The organism is Aeromonas sp. A600620 (genome assembly GCF_029479985.1).
GTDB lineage: Bacteria > Pseudomonadota > Gammaproteobacteria > Enterobacterales > Aeromonadaceae > Aeromonas > Aeromonas veronii_A.
Window position 1 is genome coordinate 63359 of record NZ_JAAKXB010000003.1, and the last position, 19696, is coordinate 83054.

General features: G+C 60.1%; 17 protein-coding genes. 15 read left to right on the forward strand and 2 right to left on the reverse strand.

Annotated features, from left to right (window positions below; translation table 11 throughout):
• Window positions 1-23 precede the first annotated feature (23 nt).
• Entirely contained in the window at window positions 24-1364 is a 1341-nt protein-coding gene (locus G5533_RS05300; RefSeq protein WP_441254583.1) for an APC family permease, read from the forward strand.
• A 71-nt stretch (window positions 1365-1435) separates the two neighbouring features.
• Here G5533_RS05300 and G5533_RS05305 read toward each other — a convergent pair whose 3' ends face one another.
• Both G5533_RS05305 and G5533_RS05310 read right to left on the reverse strand, forming a co-directional pair.
• Window positions 1436-2311 carry a patatin-like phospholipase family protein gene (locus G5533_RS05305; protein WP_441254584.1) on the reverse strand — a complete coding sequence of 292 codons (876 nt, stop codon included), beginning with the start codon at window positions 2309-2311 and terminating at the stop codon, window positions 1436-1438.
• A gap of 46 nt (window positions 2312-2357) precedes the next feature.
• The gene (locus tag G5533_RS05310) at window positions 2358-3896 is read right to left on the reverse strand and encodes a sensor domain-containing diguanylate cyclase (protein WP_227341095.1); all 1539 of its coding nucleotides are present in this window, start codon (window positions 3894-3896) and stop codon (window positions 2358-2360) included.
• Window positions 3897-4095: 199 nt separating this feature from the next.
• Here G5533_RS05310 and G5533_RS05315 point away from each other — a divergent pair, with 199 nt between their 5' ends.
• The 14 genes from G5533_RS05315 (at window position 4096) to fliP (ending at window position 19696) form a co-directional block, all read left to right on the forward strand.
• Window positions 4096-5145 (forward strand): efflux RND transporter periplasmic adaptor subunit, encoded by a 1050-nt coding sequence (locus G5533_RS05315; protein WP_216951819.1) that lies wholly within the window; start codon window positions 4096-4098, stop codon window positions 5143-5145.
• Window positions 5145-8249 carry an efflux RND transporter permease subunit gene (locus tag G5533_RS05320; RefSeq protein WP_441254585.1) on the forward strand — a complete coding sequence of 1035 codons (3105 nt, stop codon included), beginning with the start codon at window positions 5145-5147 and terminating at the stop codon, window positions 8247-8249. Before G5533_RS05315 ends, G5533_RS05320 begins: the two co-directional genes overlap by 1 nt.
• Before the next feature lie 346 nt (window positions 8250-8595).
• Window positions 8596-8913 carry a flagellar hook-basal body complex protein FliE gene (gene fliE, locus G5533_RS05325; RefSeq protein ID WP_042011636.1) on the forward strand — a complete coding sequence of 106 codons (318 nt, stop codon included), beginning with the start codon at window positions 8596-8598 and terminating at the stop codon, window positions 8911-8913.
• 45 nt (window positions 8914-8958) lie between these two features.
• A complete protein-coding gene (gene fliF / locus G5533_RS05330; RefSeq protein ID WP_216951817.1) occupies window positions 8959-10665 on the forward strand; it encodes a flagellar basal-body MS-ring/collar protein FliF in 1707 nt (568 codons plus the stop codon).
• The gene (fliG, locus tag G5533_RS05335) at window positions 10658-11719 is read left to right on the forward strand and encodes a flagellar motor switch protein FliG (RefSeq protein ID WP_216951816.1); all 1062 of its coding nucleotides are present in this window, start codon (window positions 10658-10660) and stop codon (window positions 11717-11719) included. The genes fliF and fliG overlap by 8 nt, the downstream gene beginning before the upstream one ends.
• Before the next feature lie 68 nt (window positions 11720-11787).
• Window positions 11788-12612 carry a flagellar assembly protein FliH gene (gene fliH / locus G5533_RS05340; protein WP_421222777.1) on the forward strand — a complete coding sequence of 275 codons (825 nt, stop codon included), beginning with the start codon at window positions 11788-11790 and terminating at the stop codon, window positions 12610-12612.
• Between the two features lie 52 nt (window positions 12613-12664).
• A complete protein-coding gene (fliI, locus tag G5533_RS05345; protein ID WP_421254383.1) occupies window positions 12665-13996 on the forward strand; it encodes a flagellar protein export ATPase FliI in 1332 nt (443 codons plus the stop codon).
• Between the two features lie 27 nt (window positions 13997-14023).
• Window positions 14024-14464 (forward strand): flagellar export protein FliJ, encoded by a 441-nt coding sequence (fliJ, locus tag G5533_RS05350; RefSeq protein ID WP_216951813.1) that lies wholly within the window; start codon window positions 14024-14026, stop codon window positions 14462-14464.
• Window positions 14465-14531: 67 nt separating this feature from the next.
• Window positions 14532-16466: a flagellar hook-length control protein FliK gene (locus G5533_RS05355; protein WP_421255028.1), complete on the forward strand. Its 1935-nt coding sequence runs from the start codon at window positions 14532-14534 to the stop codon at window positions 16464-16466.
• A 57-nt stretch (window positions 16467-16523) separates the two neighbouring features.
• Window positions 16524-17039: a flagellar basal body-associated protein FliL gene (gene fliL, locus G5533_RS05360; protein ID WP_227341088.1), complete on the forward strand. Its 516-nt coding sequence runs from the start codon at window positions 16524-16526 to the stop codon at window positions 17037-17039.
• Between the two features lie 7 nt (window positions 17040-17046).
• Entirely contained in the window at window positions 17047-18117 is a 1071-nt protein-coding gene (gene fliM / locus G5533_RS05365; protein WP_005343961.1) for a flagellar motor switch protein FliM, read from the forward strand.
• Between the two features lie 49 nt (window positions 18118-18166).
• A complete protein-coding gene (gene fliN, locus G5533_RS05370; RefSeq protein ID WP_005343964.1) occupies window positions 18167-18559 on the forward strand; it encodes a flagellar motor switch protein FliN in 393 nt (130 codons plus the stop codon).
• Window positions 18556-18936, forward strand: coding sequence for a flagellar biosynthetic protein FliO (gene fliO, locus G5533_RS05375; protein WP_216951810.1), 381 nt, complete (start codon window positions 18556-18558; stop codon window positions 18934-18936). The genes fliN and fliO overlap by 4 nt, the downstream gene beginning before the upstream one ends.
• A complete protein-coding gene (gene fliP / locus G5533_RS05380) occupies window positions 18923-19696 on the forward strand; it encodes a flagellar type III secretion system pore protein FliP (RefSeq protein ID WP_216951809.1) in 774 nt (257 codons plus the stop codon). The genes fliO and fliP overlap by 14 nt, the downstream gene beginning before the upstream one ends.

Consider the following 19696-nt stretch of genomic DNA (forward strand, 5'->3'; position numbering starts at 1 on the left):
GAGCAATCGTATGGAGTATGGGTATGAGCAGTAATGAGTTGGATAAACGCTATGGCCTGATGACTGCCATTGCGATGGTGGTCGGCGTGGTGATCGGCTCCGGTGTCTTCTTCAAGGCCGATGATGTACTGCGTCTGACTGGCGGTAATCTGGCCATTGCGCTGCTGGCATGGGCGTTGGGGGCATTTTCGATGATCTTCGGCGCGCTGGTGTTTGCCGAGTTTGCCCAGCGGATCGAAAAGTCCAACGGTATCGTCGATTATGCCGAAGCGGCATACGGCAAAATGTTTGGTTATCTGGTGGGGTGGTTCAAAGGCGTACTCTATTACGCCCCTCTTTCCGCCATCCTTGCCTGGGTCGCCGCTCTGTACACCATGATCTTGCTTGGTAGTGATAATCCGACCAACTCTGGTGCGACCTGGATACTGGCGGCTGTCTATATGACGGTCACCTATCTGATCAACTTCTACACCCCGGTCCTGGCGGGGAAGCTGCAAGTGGGCTCTACCCTGATCAAGTTGATCCCGCTGATCCTGGTTGCCATTGTGGGCACCATTTCAGGCTTGCTCAATGGTGTCACCGTGACCAACTTTGTGCAGGCAATGGATGGGATAGGAAGCACCGGAGGCACGCTGGCCACGGCCGTGGTTGCCACCGCCTTCGCTTATGAGGGGTGGATCGCCGCCGTGACCATCAACAGCGAAATTCGCGATTCCAAGAAGAATCTGCCCAGAGCACTGGTGATTGGCACCCTGATAGTCTTTGTGGTCTATGTCACCTATTTTCTGGGGATCGCCAGCGTCTTGCCGACGGACGAGATAGTGGCGCAAGGGGATAACGCGGTTAATCTCGCGACAACCAGCCTGTTTGGCGGGACTGCCTCGACCATTTTGACCGTGTTCGTGATTATCTCCTGCCTCGGCACCCTCAATGGTCTGGTGTTGGCGACCATGCGCATTCCCTACTCGCTGGCGATCCGCAATCAGGGGCCAGCCCCCAAGTGGATGAGCCGTATCGAACCGCATCACCACATGCCAATCAACTCGGCCCTCGCGGCAGCGTTGTTGTCGGTGATCTACTCAGTGCTGTGGTACTGCAGCATCAACGAGACATTCGGTCGTTACATCGCTCTGGACGAGATGCCGATCGTGCTGATTTATGGCCTCTATCTGTTCCTCTATGTCTGGTATATGCGCACCTTTACCGAGTTGGGCCGGATAAAGCGGTTTGTGATCCCGACCTGCGCCACTTTGGGGGCACTCATCATTCTGTATGGCGGTATCACCAATCCCAGTCTGGGACTCTATCTGCTGGTCTCTGTGGGGGTGATTCTGCTCGGGTTGCTCTTCTACCGTAAGGAGTGACCGGGTAAGTGAGTTGAAAAAAAGCGCCGAATGGCGCTTTTTTTCATTTGTAAACCGCAGCATGTCGACAACTAATTGCCCAGCAACCCGAGGCGGCCCAGTTCATCCTTGAGCTGATCGAGGTTGCGCTCGACACAGGCTTCCCCCTCGTTGATGGCATCGCTGGCGCGATGAAAATCCATGATGGAGAAGCTGCCAAGGCGCGGGCAGAGCTGGATCTCCGGTGGGTCACCGGCCATCCGGGCGCGGGTGATCCGCTCCTGCATGATGTTGATGGAGCCACTCATCACGCTCCACAGACCCGGGGTGGTTGGCGCGGATTCTCCGCGATTGAGCCACTGGCTGAGCAGACCGCCGCTGCCGGGTTGATCCGGCTCGTCGGTCCAGGGTTGGTGCATATCGGTGTTGAGGTTGACCGCAATCACCACCTCGGCCCCCATGGCGCGGGCCAGCGAGATGGGCACCGGATTGACCACGGCGCCATCGACCAGCCAGCGGTCGTTGATCCGGGTCGGGGTTAGGATCCCCGGCATACCGCAGGAGGCGCGCACCGACTGGCGCAGCGGGCCCTGTTGCAGCCAGATCTCGCGGCCGGTATCGAGCTCGGTGGCGATGCAGGCGAAGGGGATGGGCAGGCTCTCGAGATCGGGATCCCCCAGATGGCTGGCGGCAAGACCAAACACCTTTTCGCCGCGAAACAGACCGCCGGAGAGGGCCGGGTCGAGCAGGCTGACCACCTGCAGGCGGGTAAAGCCGCGCACCCAGGTTTCCAGCCGATCCAGTTCTCCGGCGGCATAGGCGGCACCGACAAAGCTGCCGATGGAGCAGCCAGCGATCAAATCCGGTTTGATGCCGAGACGTTCAAGGGCGCGGATGACGCCGATATGGGCCCATCCTCTGGCTGCGCCGCTCCCGAGAGCGAGCCCTACGCGGGGTTTACGTGCCACGACAGTCCTCCAAAAAAGGGGTTGAGGGCTCAGCTTACTCCGAGAGTCAGGAGGCGTCATCCTGCCATCTTTCGCTGCGGTTGCGACCGTTGGCCTTGGCCTGATAGAGCGCCACATCGGCGCGGCGTACCGCTTCGTGCAGGGGAAGGTTCTCCTGGTGGGGCAGATAGCCGAGACTGATGGTGACCTCCAGCTCGGGCTCGATGGCGGCCCAGTCGTGATCTGCCACCGCCTTTCTCAGCCGCTCCGCCAGTTCGCCGATCTGTGCGGCGTTACTGCGGCCAATCAGCAGCAGAAACTCTTCACCCCCCCAGCGGATCAGGCGATCAGTGGGCCCAAGCTGCTGCTGGCAGATCTGCACCAGCCGGATCAGCACGATATCGCCGACGGCATGGCCGAAGTTGTCATTGACCCGTTTGAAGTGATCCGCATCGAACATCAGGATCCCCGCTTGCAGCCGGGCCAGCTCTCCCGCCTGCTCCAGTAGCACCACATAGTGGCGGTTGAAAGCGCCGGTAAGGGCATCGTGGCAGGAGAGGTAGTTGAGCCGCTCGTTGAGGCGATGGGATCTCAGGTTGGAGAGGACGGCCAGCAGCATAAAGAGGATGGCGAGCAGGGTCGGCGCGGACTGGCAGAGCATGGCCCACACCAGCGGTAGCAGGGTCACGCTGTGCACCAGCCGCAACGGGGTATCAGGTATCGCCATGGTCAGCTGCAATGTGCCTTGCCGCCATTGATATTCGCCGGTCGGTTCGGTGTTTTGCGGCGCCACGGGTTGGCGCGCGCTGCTGGCCAGCACCTGGTGGTACTGATTGAGCAGCAGATATTCCCCCAGCGCCGGGGTCATCTGATCGAGCTGCTGCTGCAGGCGGGCGAGCAGCACATCCATGTTGATCATTCCCACCAGAGTTCCCTCTTTGTAGAGGGGCTGGGACATGGTGACCATGGGGCCGCGCCCGATAAAGTCCTCATAGGGGCGCGAGAGAACGGTCTTCTTGTCCGGATTGGTGCTGTGCAGCGCATCTTGCCAGAAGCTCTTCTGGTAGATGGTGGGATAAAAGCGAAACCGGCTGGAGGGTTGCCAAGGGTAGAGATAGATAAAGTTGTCCACACCGGTGAAGTAGACCCAGGCGATCTCGTTGCCAAGGCGCTGGCTGGCGGTGGCAAGCAAGGGGGAGAGGCTCAGGGCCAGATGAATGCGTGCCTCACGCTCGCTGCCGGGGGGCGGCAGCGGGCCATCACCGGTGAGGTTGCCTGCCAGTCCGGCCGGCAAATCACCGGGGAGCTTGTCGAGAGCCAGCCCCTCTGGCAGCGCCTCGATATGGCGATAGAGCTGGCGGGTGAGCACCGACTGGGGGTCGCTGCGCAGTCGCTCCTCAGCCTGCCCGCGCATCGCCTCCAGAAATACTTCGGTCCGTTTGAACCGATCCCGCAGGTAGATGGCACTGTTGAGGGTATCGCTTTGATAGAGGCGTTCAATCTGTTTCAGGCTTTGCCACAAAGTCAAACCAATCAGCAGGATGACCACGGCGAACAGGAGCCAGGTCAGGCGTGTGAGAAAACGGTGGCCAGACATGTTGGGCATAGGCAGTCAGTCGGGTTGCGAAGGAAATTGTCGTTAGTGTATGCGATGTGGTGTGAAAACAAACTGAACTACCTGAAACCGGGTGAGTTCACCATGCACCTGTTACGTTTTGTCACATTTATACATAGTCACGGCATAGTCTGGGGCTAAAATGGCCCCCACTCAGATTTCCCCTTCTTAACACTTCATGGATTGTTTGATGAAAATGCGTATCTGGATTGGCCTCGGCCTGCTCTCTCTGGTAGCGGCCATCTGGTGGGCGGTTGGCCACTTGCAACCAGCAGCCAAAGCCCCTTCCCGCGAGATAAATATTCGTACCCAGACCGTCAAGCAGAGTCTGGCCGAGCCGACTCTCAAGCTGGTAGGTAAACTGGCGGCCAACCACTCGGTGGTGATCACTCCCGAGGTGACCGGGCGCCTGGTCAAGATTGCGGTGCAGTCGGGTCAGCAGGTCAACAAGGGCGATACGCTGGTCGCGCTGGATGCGGGCAAGCAACAGGCGGAGCTGGCCGAGCAGAGTGCCAGTCTGCGCGACGAGAATCGCAAGCTGACCGAGATGCGCAAGCTGGTCGCCCGTGGAGCCGTCACCCAGTCGGTGTTGGAGGGGCAGGAGGCCACCGTTGATCAGGTGCAGGCGCGGGTCGATGCCGCCCGTTACGAACTCTCCCAGCGCACTCTCACCGCTCCCTTTGCCGGTACCGTGAGCCTGATTGATTTGAGCGAAGGGGCCCTGGTCAATAGCGGCGATACCCTGTTGCACCTCGACGATATCGACACCCTGCGCCTCGATCTGGCAGTGCCGGAGCGCTACCTTTCCCTGCTGCGCCCCGGCATGGCGGTGACAGCGACCAGCGCAGCCTGGCCGGATCAGCGCTTTAACGGCACCCTCACCACCCTCGATAGCCGTATCTCCAACGAGACCCAGAACATCAAGGCGAGGGTCGAGTTACCCAATAATAACGGCCAGTTGCGCCCGGGCATGCTGCTCAACGTGGAGCTCTTGCTCCCTTCCCGCCAGCTCACTCTGATCCCTGCCCAGTCGGTGGAGTACGCCGGCGAGCAGCGTTTCGTCTATCGCCTTGAGGCCGATGGCCGGGTCAAGCGGGTGCCAGTGGTGCTCGGCGAGACCGAGGGTGAGACTGTCTGGGTTACCGAGGGGCTGAAAGTCGGCGATCGCATCGTGGTCGAGGGGCTGGTCAACTTGCGTGATGGTGCCAAGGTGCACGATCTGGCGGAGGTAAATGGCTGATGTGGCTCTCCGATATCTCAGTACGCCGACCGCTGGTGGCGGTGGTGCTCAGTGCCCTGCTCAGCGTGTTCGGTCTGGTCGCTTTTAGCAAATTGACGGTGCGGGAGATGCCGGACGTGCAGATCCCGTCGGTCTCCATCACCACCACCTATGAGGGCGCGGCTCCCGCAGTGATGGAGAGTCAGGTCACCAAGCCCATCGAGGATCAGCTCTCCGGCATCAGCGGTATCAAGAATATCAACTCGGTGACCCGCAAGGGGCGCTCGATGATCACGGTGGAGTTCAAGCTTGGCTGGAACATGGTGGAGGGGGTCTCCGATGTGCGCGACGCCCTGACTCGCGCCAAGAGCAAGCTGCCGGAGGATGCCGACGAACCGCTGGTGACCAAGGATAGCGGCAGCGGTGATGTGGCGGTCTGGCTCAACTTCAGCAGCAGCCAGATGGATCGTACCGCCATGACCGACTACGCCACCCGGGTGCTGGTCGACCCCTTGAGCCTGGTGGACGGGGTGAGTGAAGTGGCGCTCTCCGGCGATCTGACGCAGGTGATGTATGTGCGGTTGAGGCCGGCCGATATGGCGGCCCGCGGCGTGACGGTGGCGGATGTGCAGGATGCCCTCAAGCGCGAGAACATCGAGCTGCCGGGTGGCGAGATCCGCAACAACTCCATGACCATGTCGGTGCAGATTGCCCGGCTCTACCACACCGCCGAAGATTTCCAGCAGTTGCAGGTCCGTACCGCGACCAACGGTCAGAGTGTCTATCTGGCCGATATTGCCGATGTGGAGGTGGGAGCCAAGAACGAAGACAGTGCCTACCAGCGCAATGGTAAGGAGAGTCTGGGTATCGGCATCGTCGCCCAGTCCACCGCCAACCCGCTGGCGGTGGCACAGGGGGTGGAGAAGAAGCTGGTGGAGATGCAGCGCTTCCTGCCGGAGGGGGCCACCCTTGAGGTTGACTACGACTCCACCATCTTTATCAAGCAGGCCATCGACGAGGTATATGAAACACTGGCCATCTGTGCCGTGCTGGTGGTGGCAGTGCTCTATCTGTTCCTCGGGCAGGGGCGCACCACACTCATTCCGGCCATCACGGTCCCGGTGTCGCTCATCTCCGCCTTTATCGGCGCCTGGTATCTCGGTTTTTCCATCAACCTCATCACCCTGCTGGCGCTTATTCTCGCCATCGGTCTGGTGGTGGATGATGCCATCGTGGTGGTGGAGAACATTCACCACCATCTGCAGCGGGGTGAGCCCCCCCTGCTGGCGGCTTGGCACGGCACCCGCGAGGTGGGCTTTGCGGTCATCGCTACCACCGCCGTGCTGGTAATGGTCTTTATTCCCATCGCTTTTATGGATGGTATGGTGGGCAGGCTCTTTACCGAGTTTGCGATGTTGCTTTCGTTGGCGGTGCTCTGCTCCTCGCTGGTGGCGCTGACCCTCACGCCAGCCATGGGCTCCTGGCTGATGCGCCCGCTCGACAAGCCGAACCGGCTGACGGCGGCCCTCGATCGCGCTTTGGGCCGGATGGAGGGGCACTATCGTCACCTGCTGCAGGGGCTGCTTCGTCGCTCCCGCTGGATGCCGCTGGCGCTGCTGCTCTGTCTGGCCGGTATCGGTGCCCTCTTTACCCAGCTGCCTAGCAGTCTCACCCCGACCGAGGATCGCGGTGTGGTCTTCGTCTTCGTCAAGGGGGCGGAGGGGACCAGCATCGAGCGGATGAAGCGCAACATGCAGCAGGTAGAATCGACCATCATGCCGATGCTGGGCCAGGGGGTGGTCAAGGCGATGAGCTTCAGTACCCCCGCCTTTGGCCGCGGCGGTGATCAGACCGGTATGGTGATTATCCAGCTCACCGACTGGGCCGAGCGTGATGTGACCGCCACCGAGTTTTCCCGCTCGCTCGGGGCCAAGCTGTCGGTTATTCCCGATGTGATGATCCGCACCTTCCAGCCAGGCTTTCGTGGCGGCTCTACCGCTGCGGTGCAGTTCGTGCTGCAGGGCAACGACTATGCCGAGCTCTACCAGCAGGGGCTGGCGCTGCAAAAAGCGGCGCAGGCGAGCGGCCTGATGATAAGCCCGGATCTCGACTACGCCGAGAAAACGCCGGAGCTGCAGGTGACCGTCTCACGTGACAGCGCCAGCCAGCTCGGCATACCGGTCTCCACCGTTGCCAGCACTCTGCAGGCGATGCTGGGCGGGGTGAGCAAGACCACCTATGTGGACAGGGGCGAGGAGTACGACGTCTACCTGCGCGCCAACCAGAAGGAGTTCAACGGCATCTCGGATCTCGGCCGCATCTACCTGAAGGCGGCCAATGGCGAGATGGTGAGCCTTTCGACGCTGGCGACCGTCAAGCAGGTGGCGACCGCCAACCGCCTCAACCACTATCAACGCCAGAAGGCGGTGACCCTGACCGCCGATGTGGCACCGGATCACACTCTGGGCGAGGCGCTCGACTTCCTCGATGGCTGGGCCAACGAGCATCTGCCGAGCGGCATGACGGTCGATTACGCCGGTGACTCCAAGGATTACCGCGACAATCAGGGGGAGATGGCGATGGTCTTCGGCCTCGCCCTGCTGGTGGTCTATCTGGTGCTGGTGGCCCAGTTCGAGAGCACCCTCACCCCGACCGTGGTGATGATGACGGTGCCGCTCGGCATCTTCGGCGGTCTACTTGGCCTCTGGTTGACGGGGCAGGAGATGAGCATCTACAGCCAGATCGGGATGATCATGCTGATCGGCATGGTGACCAAGAACGGTATTCTCATCGTCGAGTTCATCAACCAGTTGCGTCAGCGCGGTGAAGGATTCGAAGAGGCGATCATCGCGGGTTCGGTGCGCCGTCTGCGGCCGATCCTGATGACCTCGCTCACCGCCATCATCGGCGCTGTGCCGCTGATGCTCTCCATGGGGGCTGGCTACGAGAGCCGGATGGCGGTGGGGACCGTGGTCTTCTTCGGTCTCTCCCTGGCGACCCTGGTTACCCTGCTGGTGGTGCCCGCCACCTACCACCTGATCGCCCGTCACGCCAGCATGACCGGGCAGCGGGATCAGCAGGTAGATGAGGCGCTGGCCGCCAGGGGGGACACTTCTGAGCCATAACGGCAGTGTCCGATGCCAGCTTTGACTGGGGCCGCGGAGCGTATCAGTCCGCACCCGCAAGCGTGTAGAGCCCGATAGCCGGCTCTGCACGCACCATCCCCCCGGACTGATAGCCCGTCGAGTGGTTAATCTTTACAACAAACCACTGGTCAAGTGGCTCGACAAACATCACGGTTCTACGGTGTGGCCGGTTACGGAGCCGTGCCGTGCGTGAAGCGGCCTATTCCCCGATCCCCCTCATCATCTCTTTCTCCCCTCCATTTCTGCGGCTTGAGATCGTTTTTACCTAATTGGCACTTTTATTGCTTTGGTCCGTCAGCGTCAATGATTTGTCTGGGGACAGAAAATGGAAATTAGTGCAAGCAGCCTGATGCAAGAGATGCAGGCTCTCAAGGTAGAGGCCGGTGCAACCCCGCTGTCACAGCCTGGCCGTCAGGTGACCTCCGATTTTGGCCTGCTGTTGCAGCAAGCACTCGGTAACGTCAACGAGTTGCAGGGCGCAGCCAATGATCTGCGCACCCGTTTCGATATGGGCGACAAGTCGGTGGATCTGGCCGAGGTGATGATCGCGGGCCAAAAATCCTCCATCGCCTTTGAGGCGACGGTGCAAGTGCGCAACAAGATGGTTGATGCCTACAAAACCATCATGAATATGCCGGTCTGAGCGATGACCGTGCATCATGACATGTCAGCAATAAGGACATAAATCGTGGCTACTGACCAAAATGGCGATCTGCTGATAAACGATGAGGGCACCGCCGCCCTCGATGCCAACGAGCAGAAGAGCTCGGCACTGGGATTCTTGTCCAATACCGATGTACTGCGCCAGATCACTCTGATCCTGGGGCTTGCCATCTGCCTCGCCATCGCCGTCTTCATCCTGCTGTGGGGCAAGGAGCCGGATATGCGCCCTCTTGGCACCTATACCACTCAGGAGCTGGTGAAGACTCTCGACTTCCTCGATCAGCAGAAGATCCCCTATGAGGTCGATGGCAAGAGCGTGCTGGTCAGTGCCGAGAACTTTGCCAGTATCCGGTTGGCACTGACCCGGGCCGGCCTCACCAATGCGGCCGATGTAGCCAATGGTGGAGAGGATATTCTGCTCAAGGACTCCAGTTTCGGTGTCAGCCAGCGGATGGAGGCCGAGCGGCTCAAGTTGAGTCGCGAGCGCCAGTTGGCGAGCGCCATTGAACAGTTCCAGAATGTGGCCAAGGCCCAGGTGCTGCTGGCCATCCCCAAAGATAACGTCTTTGCCCGCAACGAGCGCAAGCCCAGTGCTACCGTGGTACTCAACCTGAAAGGGGCGGCACTGGGGCAGGGGGAGGTGGACTCCATCGTCGATATGGTGGCCTCTGCGGTACATGGCCTGGAGCCGACTCGTGTCACCGTCACCGACCAGAATGGCCGCCTGCTTAATTCCGGCTCCCAGGATCCCGTCTCTGCCCAGACGCGCAAGGAATTTGCGATGCAACAGAAGCAGGAGCTGGAGTATAAGCAAAAAATTGACGCCATTCTGATCCCGGTGCTTGGCGCCGACAATTATACGGCGGAAGTGGATCTCTCCCTCGACTTCTCCCAGCAGGAGCAGACCCGCAAAACCTACAACCCGGATCTGCCTGCAGTGCGCTCCGAGATGACGTTGGAAGAGAACAGCTCCGGCGGCAGCAATGGCGGAGTGCCGGGGGCTCTCAGCAACCAGCCCCCTGCCGCGTCCAATATTCCTGAACAGGCCACTGGCGGTGATGGGGCCAGCGTTGCTGCCTCGGGGCGTTCTCGCAAAGAGGCGACCCGCAACTTCGAACTGGATACCACCGTCAGCCATACCCGGCGCCAGATGGGGGGCATTCGCCGCATGACCGTCTCGGTCGCGGTGGATTACAAGGCGGTGCCCGGTGCCGACGGGGCTGTGACCCGCGAAGCGCGCACCCAGGCGGAACTCGATACCCTGCGCCGTTTGCTGAGCGGTGGCCTTGGCTTTGATGTGACCCGTGGTGATACCCTCGAGGTGGTCGCCATTCCGTTCAATCGTCCCGAGCTTGATACCGTGGCCGAGGTGCCGCTCTACGATCAGCCCTGGTTCTGGCGTGCGGTACGGATTGCCGCCTCGGTACTGGTGATTATTGTCTTGATCGTCACCGTGGTTCGCCCCATGCTCAAGCGGTTGCTCTATCCGGATGCCAAGCCGGAAGGGGAAGTTGACTTTGACAACCACACCGTATTGGGTGGTGACGACGAGCTCAGCTTGCTGGCAGCCCAGGTTGAGGGAGAGCAGGTATTCGGGGTGCGCGATGGTCAGCTGAAACTGCCGGATCTGCACCGTGACGAAGATTTGCTCAAGGCGGTGCGTGCGCTGGTGGCGAACGAACCGGATCTGGCCGCTCAGGTCATTAAAGAGTGGGTAACCAAAGATGCCTGAAGAAACTAAAAGCCAGGTGACCGGCAACGACATTACCGACAGCCAGCGCCAGTTGCTGGATCAGATGTCCGGTATGGAGATGGCGGCTGTATTGATGTTGAGCCTCAACGAAGAGGATGCCGCCCAGATCTTCCGCCATCTCGAACCCAAGCAGGTGCAGCGGCTCGGTATGTCGATGGCCTCCATGTCCGATTTCAGTCACGATCGGGTGGCGGCGGTGCACCGTCAATTCATCGACGATATCCAGAAGTACACCAACATAGGTATCGGTAGTGAAGACTTTGTGCGCAAGGCGTTGGTGGCGGCCCTTGGCGAGGACAAGGCGAGCAATCTGGTGGACCAGATCATTCTCGGTTCCGGCGCCCGTGGCCTCGATTCGCTCAAGTGGATGGATGCCCGTCAGGTGGCCAGCATCATCCAGAACGAACACCCGCAGATCCAGACCATAGTGCTCTCCTATCTGGAGCCGGAGCAGTCCGCCGAGATCCTGAGCCAGTTCCCGGAGCAGGTGCGCCTCGATCTGGTGATGCGTATCGCCAACCTCGAAGAGGTACAACCGGCGGCACTGCAAGAGTTGAACGACATCATGGAGAAACAGTTCGCCGGTGCGGCCGGTGCCCAGGCAGCCAAGATGGGCGGCCTGAAGGCAGCCGCCAACATCATGAACTATCTGGATACCAATATCGAAGGCCAGTTGATGGACTCCATCCGCGAGTCGGACGAAGAGATGAGCCAGCAGATCCAGGATTTGATGTTCGTGTTCGAAAACCTCATCGATGTGGACGATCGCGGTATCCAGACTCTGCTGCGGGAAGTGCCTGGGGATCTGTTGCAGCGCGCCCTCAAGGGGTCCGACGATCAGATGCGCGAGAAGATCTTCAAGAACATGTCGAAACGGGCGGCAGAAATGCTGGCAGACGATCTGGAGGCCATGGGGCCGATCCGGGTCTCCGAGGTGGAGGCTGCCCAGAAGGAGATCCTCTCCATCGCCCGCCGTCTGGCGGATGCCGGCGAGATCATGCTGGGTTCCGGCGGTGGCGAGGAGTTCCTCTAAGCCATGGCCCATAAACCGAATTGCGATGCCAAACCCGCATCAGGCAGTGGTGAGGAGCCGCGCAAAGCATGAACAACAAACTGCGTGGGTATGTGCTCCCCGAGGGCGATGATGCCCGGGTTGAGACCTGGGGCTGGCCCGAGATGGAGGTCGAGGTAGAGGCGGGAGCGCCTACCAATGCCCTTGGCCTGGCCCCTGACTGGTATCAGCAGGAAGAGGAGGTGGTGGAGCCGGAGCCCGAACAGGAGCCGGCCCCCAGCATCACCGCCGAAGAGCTTGAAGCGATCCGTCAGGCTGCCTGGGAAGAGGGGATGGCCGAGGGGCGCGAGTCCGGTTATGCCAAGGGGATGGAAGAGGGCAAGCTGGAAGGATTGCAACAGGGCCACTCTGCCGGTCTCGAACAGGGGCGCGAGGAGGGGCTGGCTATGGGGCGCGAGCTGGTGGAGCAGGAGATCGCCCACTGGCAGGGGCTCGCCGCCCGCCTTGCCAATCCGCTTAACGAGCTGGATCAGGCGGTGGAGCAGCAGTTGGTCTCGCTGGTGATGCAACTGGCTCGTGCGCTTATTCGTCACGAAGCGGAGACCTCCCCCCGCATTCTGCTGGAGGCGCTTAAAGAGGGGCTGGCCTTGCTGCCTGCCGCCGAACAGGGGGTGACTCTGATGCTGCATCCCGACGATATCGCGCGAATCGAACAGGCATTTGGCGCCGACGAGTGCGCCAAGCGCCACTGGCGATTGCAGAGCGATCCCACCCTCTCCCCCGGCGATCTGCAATTGGCTACCGAGCTCTCCAGCATCGATTTGACCCTCTCCGGGCGCATCGATCAGTTGCTGCGCAACTTCTTGCGGGACAATGCGTCGCAGAAACCGGCTTCGCAGGATCCACGCCCATAACCGATGCCGGACGTTGCTGTCCGGCTGCACTTTTTAGCTCTCAGGAGGCCAGATGAGCGGCTCGCTACTGAACCGGTTGCAAGGGTACAAGGTACGCGACAGCGCCCCCAAACCGCCGGTCGCCGGTAAATTGACCCGGGTGGTGGGGCTGACCCTCGAAGCCATCGGCTGCCGTGCCGCCATCGGTGCCCTCTGCCGTATCGATACCCTTGATGGGACGCTGGAGGCTGAGGTGGTCGGCTTCTCTGGCGATCGCCTCTATCTTATGCCGAGCGAGCAGCTCAAGGGGGTCATTCCCGGTGCTCGGGTGGTGCCCATCACCGAAGAGCACGGTATTCCTGTTGGCATGAACCTGCTTGGTCGGGTCATCGACGGCATCGGCCAGCCACTCGATGGGCTCGGCCCCATTTTCTCCTCCCAGACCGTGCAGTTTGCCCAGCATCGCATCAACCCGCTCTCTCGCCGCCCGATCCATCAACCGATGGATGTCGGGGTGCGCGCCATCAACGCCGTGCTGACGGTGGGTCAGGGCCAGCGGATGGGGCTGTTTGCCGGTTCCGGTGTCGGTAAATCGGTGCTGCTTGGCATGATGACTCGCGGCTCGGTGGCGGATGTGGTGGTGGTCGGCCTCATCGGTGAACGGGGCCGGGAGGTGAAAGAGTTTATCGAGGACATTCTGGGGGAGGAGGGGCGTGCCCGCTCCGTGGTGGTGGCCGCTCCCGCCGATGCTTCGCCGCTGATGCGGCTCAAGGGGTGTGAAACGGCGCTGGCCATTGCCGAGTATTTTCGCGATCAGGGGCTCAATGTGCTGCTCTTGATGGATTCGCTGACCCGTTACGCCCAGGCTCAGCGGGAAATCGCACTGGCGGTGGGCGAGCCGCCAGCGACCAAGGGCTATCCACCGTCGGTATTTGCCAAATTACCGGCGCTGGTAGAGCGGGCTGGTAACGGCAGCGACGGCCAGGGCTCCATCACCGCCTTCTTCACCGTACTGACCGAGGGGGATGACCTGCAAGATCCCATTGCCGATGCGGCGCGGGCGATCCTCGATGGCCACATAGTTCTGTCGCGCGATCTGGCCGATGCAGGCCACTATCCGGCCATTGACATCGAGAAATCCATCAGCCGGGTTATGCCCATGGTCACTTCACCTGAGCACATGGAGTTGGCGCGCACCCTCAAGCAGTTTTACTCCCTCTATCAGCAGAACCGGGATCTCATCACCATCGGTGCCTACAGTCAGGGTTCCGACCCCCGCATCGACCGCGCCATCATTCAAAAACCCTACCTGGATCAGTTCTTGCAGCAGGGGATGCGCGAGGTCATTCACTACGATGATGGCCTGCAAGCCTTGCAGATGGTGGCGATGCCCTTGATGCGTTGATGACGGTTGGGAAGAGAGGGTGCGGCTATGAGTAAAGGGTTGCTATTGTTGGCAGAGCGGCTGGCTGAGGCAGAGCAGCAGTGTGCGCTGGCGCTGGTGAAGGCGCAGCAGGATCTCAAGCTGTTTATGGATCAGCAAAATGCCCTCAACCAGTACCGCCAGATCTACCACCAGCAGTGGACCGATCGCGGTTTACAAGGGATTTCACCCCAGCAAAACAGCCAGTATCACGCCTTTATCAACAAGCTTGAGCAGGCGGCGACCCAGCAATACGAAGGGGTGCTGCAGGTGCGTCAGGCGCTGGAGCAACGTCGTGGAGAGTGGCTGGCTGCCCAGCAGCGACGCAAGGCGGTAGAGCTGTTGCTGGAGAAGCAGGCGAGCCGCGAGCAGCAGAAAGCTCTGCGTCAGGAGCAGAAGATGCTGGATGAGTACGCCATGTTGCGGCGTTTTCATCAATCTGGCCTGTAACTTGCTTTGATCTGGACATTGTCGGCGGCCATCTCGTAGGGGGCCGCCAGAATTCAGGGATGCCATCATGATGCAGACAGTGTTGACACAAACGCCTTCGGCTGCGGCCAACGGATTGGACAAAGCGCCTCTGAGCAGCTCAGTCGAGAGCAATGGCATCGATCTGGGGGGGCGCGACAGCAAGGGTGATTTCGCCACTCTGATTGCCAAGGCCCGGAACAGCGAACAGGGCGCCGCCGAGGCTACTCAGGGCGATAAAAATGTCCGATCAGCCAAATCTTTGGCGACCGAGGGCGCCTCTCCCAAAGAGGAGGCCAGCAAGGAGCAGGAGCCTGGCGCCGACAACAAGGCGGAGGAGCTCCCTGCCACCGACTTTCTGCTCCGTCTGCAAGACTCCCTCAAGCTCGATACCTCGCTAGTGACACCCCAACTGGCGGTGGCGGCCCAACAGAGCGCCACTGCGGCAGACGGCAATCCGTTGCCGCAAGAGGGTGCGCTGGAGGGGATTGCGCTTGATGAAAGCGAGCAGTCCCCTGCAACTGTCAGGACTGTACGCCAACTTGCCGATCAGTCCGGGGCGCAGTCGCTTCTGGCTACGACTGGTAAATCTTCCCTTGAAACTCCGGTTTCACTCTCTGCAGGAGGAGTGATTGAGCAGGGCGACGCCTCGACCGCCGTACTGTCCTCCGCTCCCAACACTTCTGAGGGGAAGGATGCCGCCGCCACCCAAGATGGTCAGCCCGGGGAGAAAGTCTCTGCCAAGGGTGAAACTCTCGGGGCAGATGGCAAGCTCACCAAGCCCCTTACGGGGGCTGAGCGGATGGCCCAACTGGCCAGGGTGTTGCCGGTTGAGGCGTCCGCCAATGCGGCAAATAGTGGTGAGTCACCCGCAGTGAAAGAGGGAGATGACAGCAAATCCGACCCCGCTGCCAGCAGCGTCGTGACCGGCAAGGGACAAGCTGCTCAAGCCACGACTCAGGGGGCGGTGCTCAAGGCATTCGGTGAGGGGGGCAAACAACCAGATGCGGGTAGCTCAACCACTTCTACTGCCGTAGAGAGCACCGCTAATGGGTCTGGCAAGGGAGCTGATAAGAGTAGCGCCGAGGGGGGACAGCAGGCAGCGACAACCACATCCTCCAATCCAGGTGCGGCGCAAGTGACGACAGTGCAAAGTGCCACAGCCCAGAGCAGCGTGACGGCAAATGTGACGACTCAGACCGATAGCGCTGCCGCACCCGTGATGGTGGCGCCGCAGCAGGTGTTGGCGCAGTCCGAATCTCAGGGGCCGCAAGCGCCGCTGTCGAGCATTTCAGCCGGGATCAGGCAGATGGAAGTGACGGGCACCGACGAGGTGCGCAAAGCGGTTTCGCTTGAGGTAAAACCGAAGGTCGGTGAGTCTGAGAAGAGTCTTGTCGCTACGACATCGAGCAGCGAGAGCAGCCAGAGCCAGACTGTACAGCATGGCCAGAACAGCCAGCCTCAGCCCCAGGTGGCCGACAGCCGGGCGCCCGCCGCTGAGGGCACGTTGCGCCGTGAACCGCAGAATTTACCCCATTTGAAACTGTCTAGTCAGGAAGCACCCGCCGAATTGCACCAGAAGGTCAACCTGATGCTGGCCGACAAGCTGCAGCAGGCCGAGCTTCAGCTAGACCCCATCGGCCTTGGCAAGATGAAGATCAAGATCCAGATCGACGTATCCAGCCAGGCGAGCGTCCATTTTGTAGTTCAGCACGGACAGACCCGTGAGATGCTGGAGCAGGCGATGCCCCGTCTGCGTGAAATGCTGGCGGGGCAGGGGATCCAGCTTGGCCAGACCCAGGTGCAGCAGCAGTCACAACAGTCACCGCAGCAACAACAGCAGGGTCAGTCGGCGTTTGCCGGGCAGGGACAATCAGGAGAGGGACACTCCGGTCATAGCCATCTTGACGGGGAGGTCACTACGACCAACCCCAATTTGTCGGTGGAATCGACAAACGGTTCAGGAATAGATTTCTATGCTTGATGCAATCCCGAGTAAGTTTATGATATCGAACAAGTTTGAGACTAGGGTGGACAAGGGATGGCTGACGATAACGAATTGACGCTAAAAGACCCGGCTGCGGGCAAGAAAAAGAAGCTGATTATTATCATTGCCCTGGCGGTCATTTTGCTGGGCGGTGGTGGAGCTGGCGCCTGGCTTATGCTGTCCGGCTCGGATACCCCCCCTGCCGAAGCGGCGGAGGGCGCCGAGGCCAAACCCAAGGTGGAAGCACCCCAGCCATCCCTTTATGTCGGGATGCCGCGCCCCTTTGTCTTCAACGTCGCGGGAGCCCAGCGGGATCGACTGGTGCAGATCAAGATCCAGCTGATGGTGCGCGGCACCGCCGACGAGACGCTGGCCAAACAGAATATCCCCCTGATTGAAGGCACCTTGCTGCGGGTGTTCAGTGCAGCCAGTGCCGAACAGCTGATGACCTTTGAAGGCAAGGAGAAGCTGCGCAAGGATTCACTGGAAGAGTGCCGTCGGGTGCTTAAGGACCTGGTCTCTTCCCCCGTTATCGAACAAGTGCTGTTTACCGGCTTTGTAATGCAGTAGGTGAAGCGTGAGCGATCTGTTAAGTCAGGACGAAATTGATGCCCTCTTGCACGGTGTCGATGATGTCGAAGAGGAAGAGATAGGCGGCGCCGGAGACCCCGGCGTTGCCCAGTTTGACTTCTCCTCCCAGGACCGCATCGTCCGTGGCCGGATGCCGACCCTGGAGCTGGTGAACGAACGTTTTGCTCGCCACATGCGGATCAGCCTGTTCAACATGATGCGTCGTACCGCCGAGGTCTCCATCAACGGGGTGCAGATGCTGAAGTTTGGTGAGTATGTTCACACCCTGTTCGTGCCGACCAGCCTCAATATGGTGCGTTTCCGGCCATTGAAAGGAACCGCACTCATCACCATGGAGGCACGACTGGTTTTCATCCTGGTGGAGAACTTCTTCGGTGGTGACGGGCGCTACCACGCCAAGATTGAGGGGCGCGAGTTCACGCCGACCGAGCGACGGATCATCCAGATGCTGCTCAAACTGGTGTTTGAGGATTACAAGGATGCCTGGGCGCCGGTGATGGACGTAGGGTTCGAGTATCTCGACTCTGAAGTGAACCCGGCGATGGCCAACATCGTCAGCCCGACCGAAGTGATTGTGGTGAGCTCGTTTCACATCGAACTCGATGGTGGCGGCGGCGATTTCCACGTGGCCATGCCCTACTCCATGCTGGAGCCGATCCGTGAACTGCTCGATGCCGGTGTACAGAGTGACAAGGGTGACACAGACGTGCGCTGGAGCAAGGCACTTCGTGACGAGATCATGGATGTAAAGGTCGAGTTGAGGGCCAAACTGCTGGAGACCGAACTCACTCTGCGTGAACTGATGGAGCTGCAGCCGGGAGATATTATTCCGGTCGACATGCCCGAACATTTGCTGGTCTACGTGGAAGATTTGCCCACCTTCCATGCCAAGATGGGGCGGACCAAGGAGAATGTGGCACTCAAGATCACCGACAAGCTCAAGCGCCCGGAAGGGGTCAAGACCGAGATGCATCTGGTGACCCGGGGTGGTGTACGTATCGATGGTGAGGCCGAGCTTGAAGAGCTTGAGCGCAGCATCGAAGAACAACAGCGTTAATCGACGGTTTGCAGTTATTGATCGTCACGAAGTGGCATAAGGAAACAAGATGAGCGGAACAGAGGAAGAGGATCTGATGGCTGATGCCTGGGCGGCAGCACTGGAGGAGCAGGTGACGGCGGAAGCCAAACCGGCCCCGCTGGAAGAGCTCAAGGACGATGCCCCTATCAGTGCCGAGGAGCGGCGCAAGCTTGACACCATTCTGGATATTCCGGTCACCATCTCGATGGAGGTCGGTCGCAGCCAGATTAGCATTCGTAACCTGCTGCAGCTCAACCAGGGCTCGGTCGTGGAGCTGGATAGGGTGGCGGGCGAGCCCCTCGACGTGCTGGTTAACGGTACCCTGATCGCTCACGGCGAGGTGGTGGTGGTGAACGACAAGTTCGGTATTCGCCTGACCGACGTCATCAGCCAGATTGAACGGATTAAGAAACTCAAATGATGCGTCTGCTGCTGTTGTGGCTGCCATTGCCGGTGTTTGCCGAGGTGGGGGGGGCCGCCAACCCTCCCAGCCTGAGTTCCTGGCTGCTCTCCAGCCTGATGGTGATCGGGCTTATTCTGGTGCTGGGTTTCTTGCTCAAGAAGAGCAAAATTGCCACCGCCATGGGGGGCGGGCAGATGAGAGTGATTGCTACGCTGCCTGTGGGCTACAAGGAGAAGTTGCTGGTGGTCAAGGTGGGTGAGCAGCAGCTGCTGGTCGGCGTAACGCCGCAGCAGGTCAACTTTCTCTATCGGCTGGAGGAGCCGCTGGACGAACAGCAGCCGCAGGCATTTTCCCAGCAGCTGGGTAAGTTGATGGGCAAACATGAAAAAAACTAACGGCTTGTTGTGGCAAAGCGGATTGCTGGCCAGCCTGTTGATTTCGCTGTTTTGCGCCTGGCCTGCGTTGGCGCAGGACGGCATGTCGGCAGTGACCGTCAAGACCATGGGGGATGGCTCTCAGGAGTACAGCCTGACCCTGCAGGTGCTGGCGTTGATGACGGCACTTTCATTCCTGCCGGCAATGGTCATCATGATGACCTCGTTTACCCGTATCATCATAGTGTTGGGTATCTTGCGTCAGGCGATCGGTCTGCAACAGAGCCCCTCCAATCAGGTGTTGATCGGCATCGCCCTGTTCATGTCGTTCTTCATCATGTCGCCTGTGCTGGATCGCATAAATGACGAGGCACTGCAGCCCTATCTGGCCGAAACCATTGAGGCCAAGGAGGCGCTGGAACGGGCTGAATTGCCCATCCACCAGTTCATGCTGGCCCAGACCCGGATCAAGGATCTCAATACTTTTATGGAGATCGCCAACGTGCAGGTGGAGAAGCCTGCCGATGTGCCGCTGCGGGTGCTGATCCCGGCCTTTGTCACCAGCGAACTGAAAACAGCCTTCCAGATTGGCTTTATGCTGTTCTTGCCGTTTCTGGTCATCGATCTGGTGGTCGCCAGTATCTTGATGGCGATGGGGATGATGATGCTCTCGCCGATGATCGTCTCGTTGCCTTTCAAACTGATGCTGTTTGTGATGGTGGATGGCTGGAACCTGATCCTGGGTTCGCTGGCCAACAGTTTCGGACTGGGTGCCGGTTAA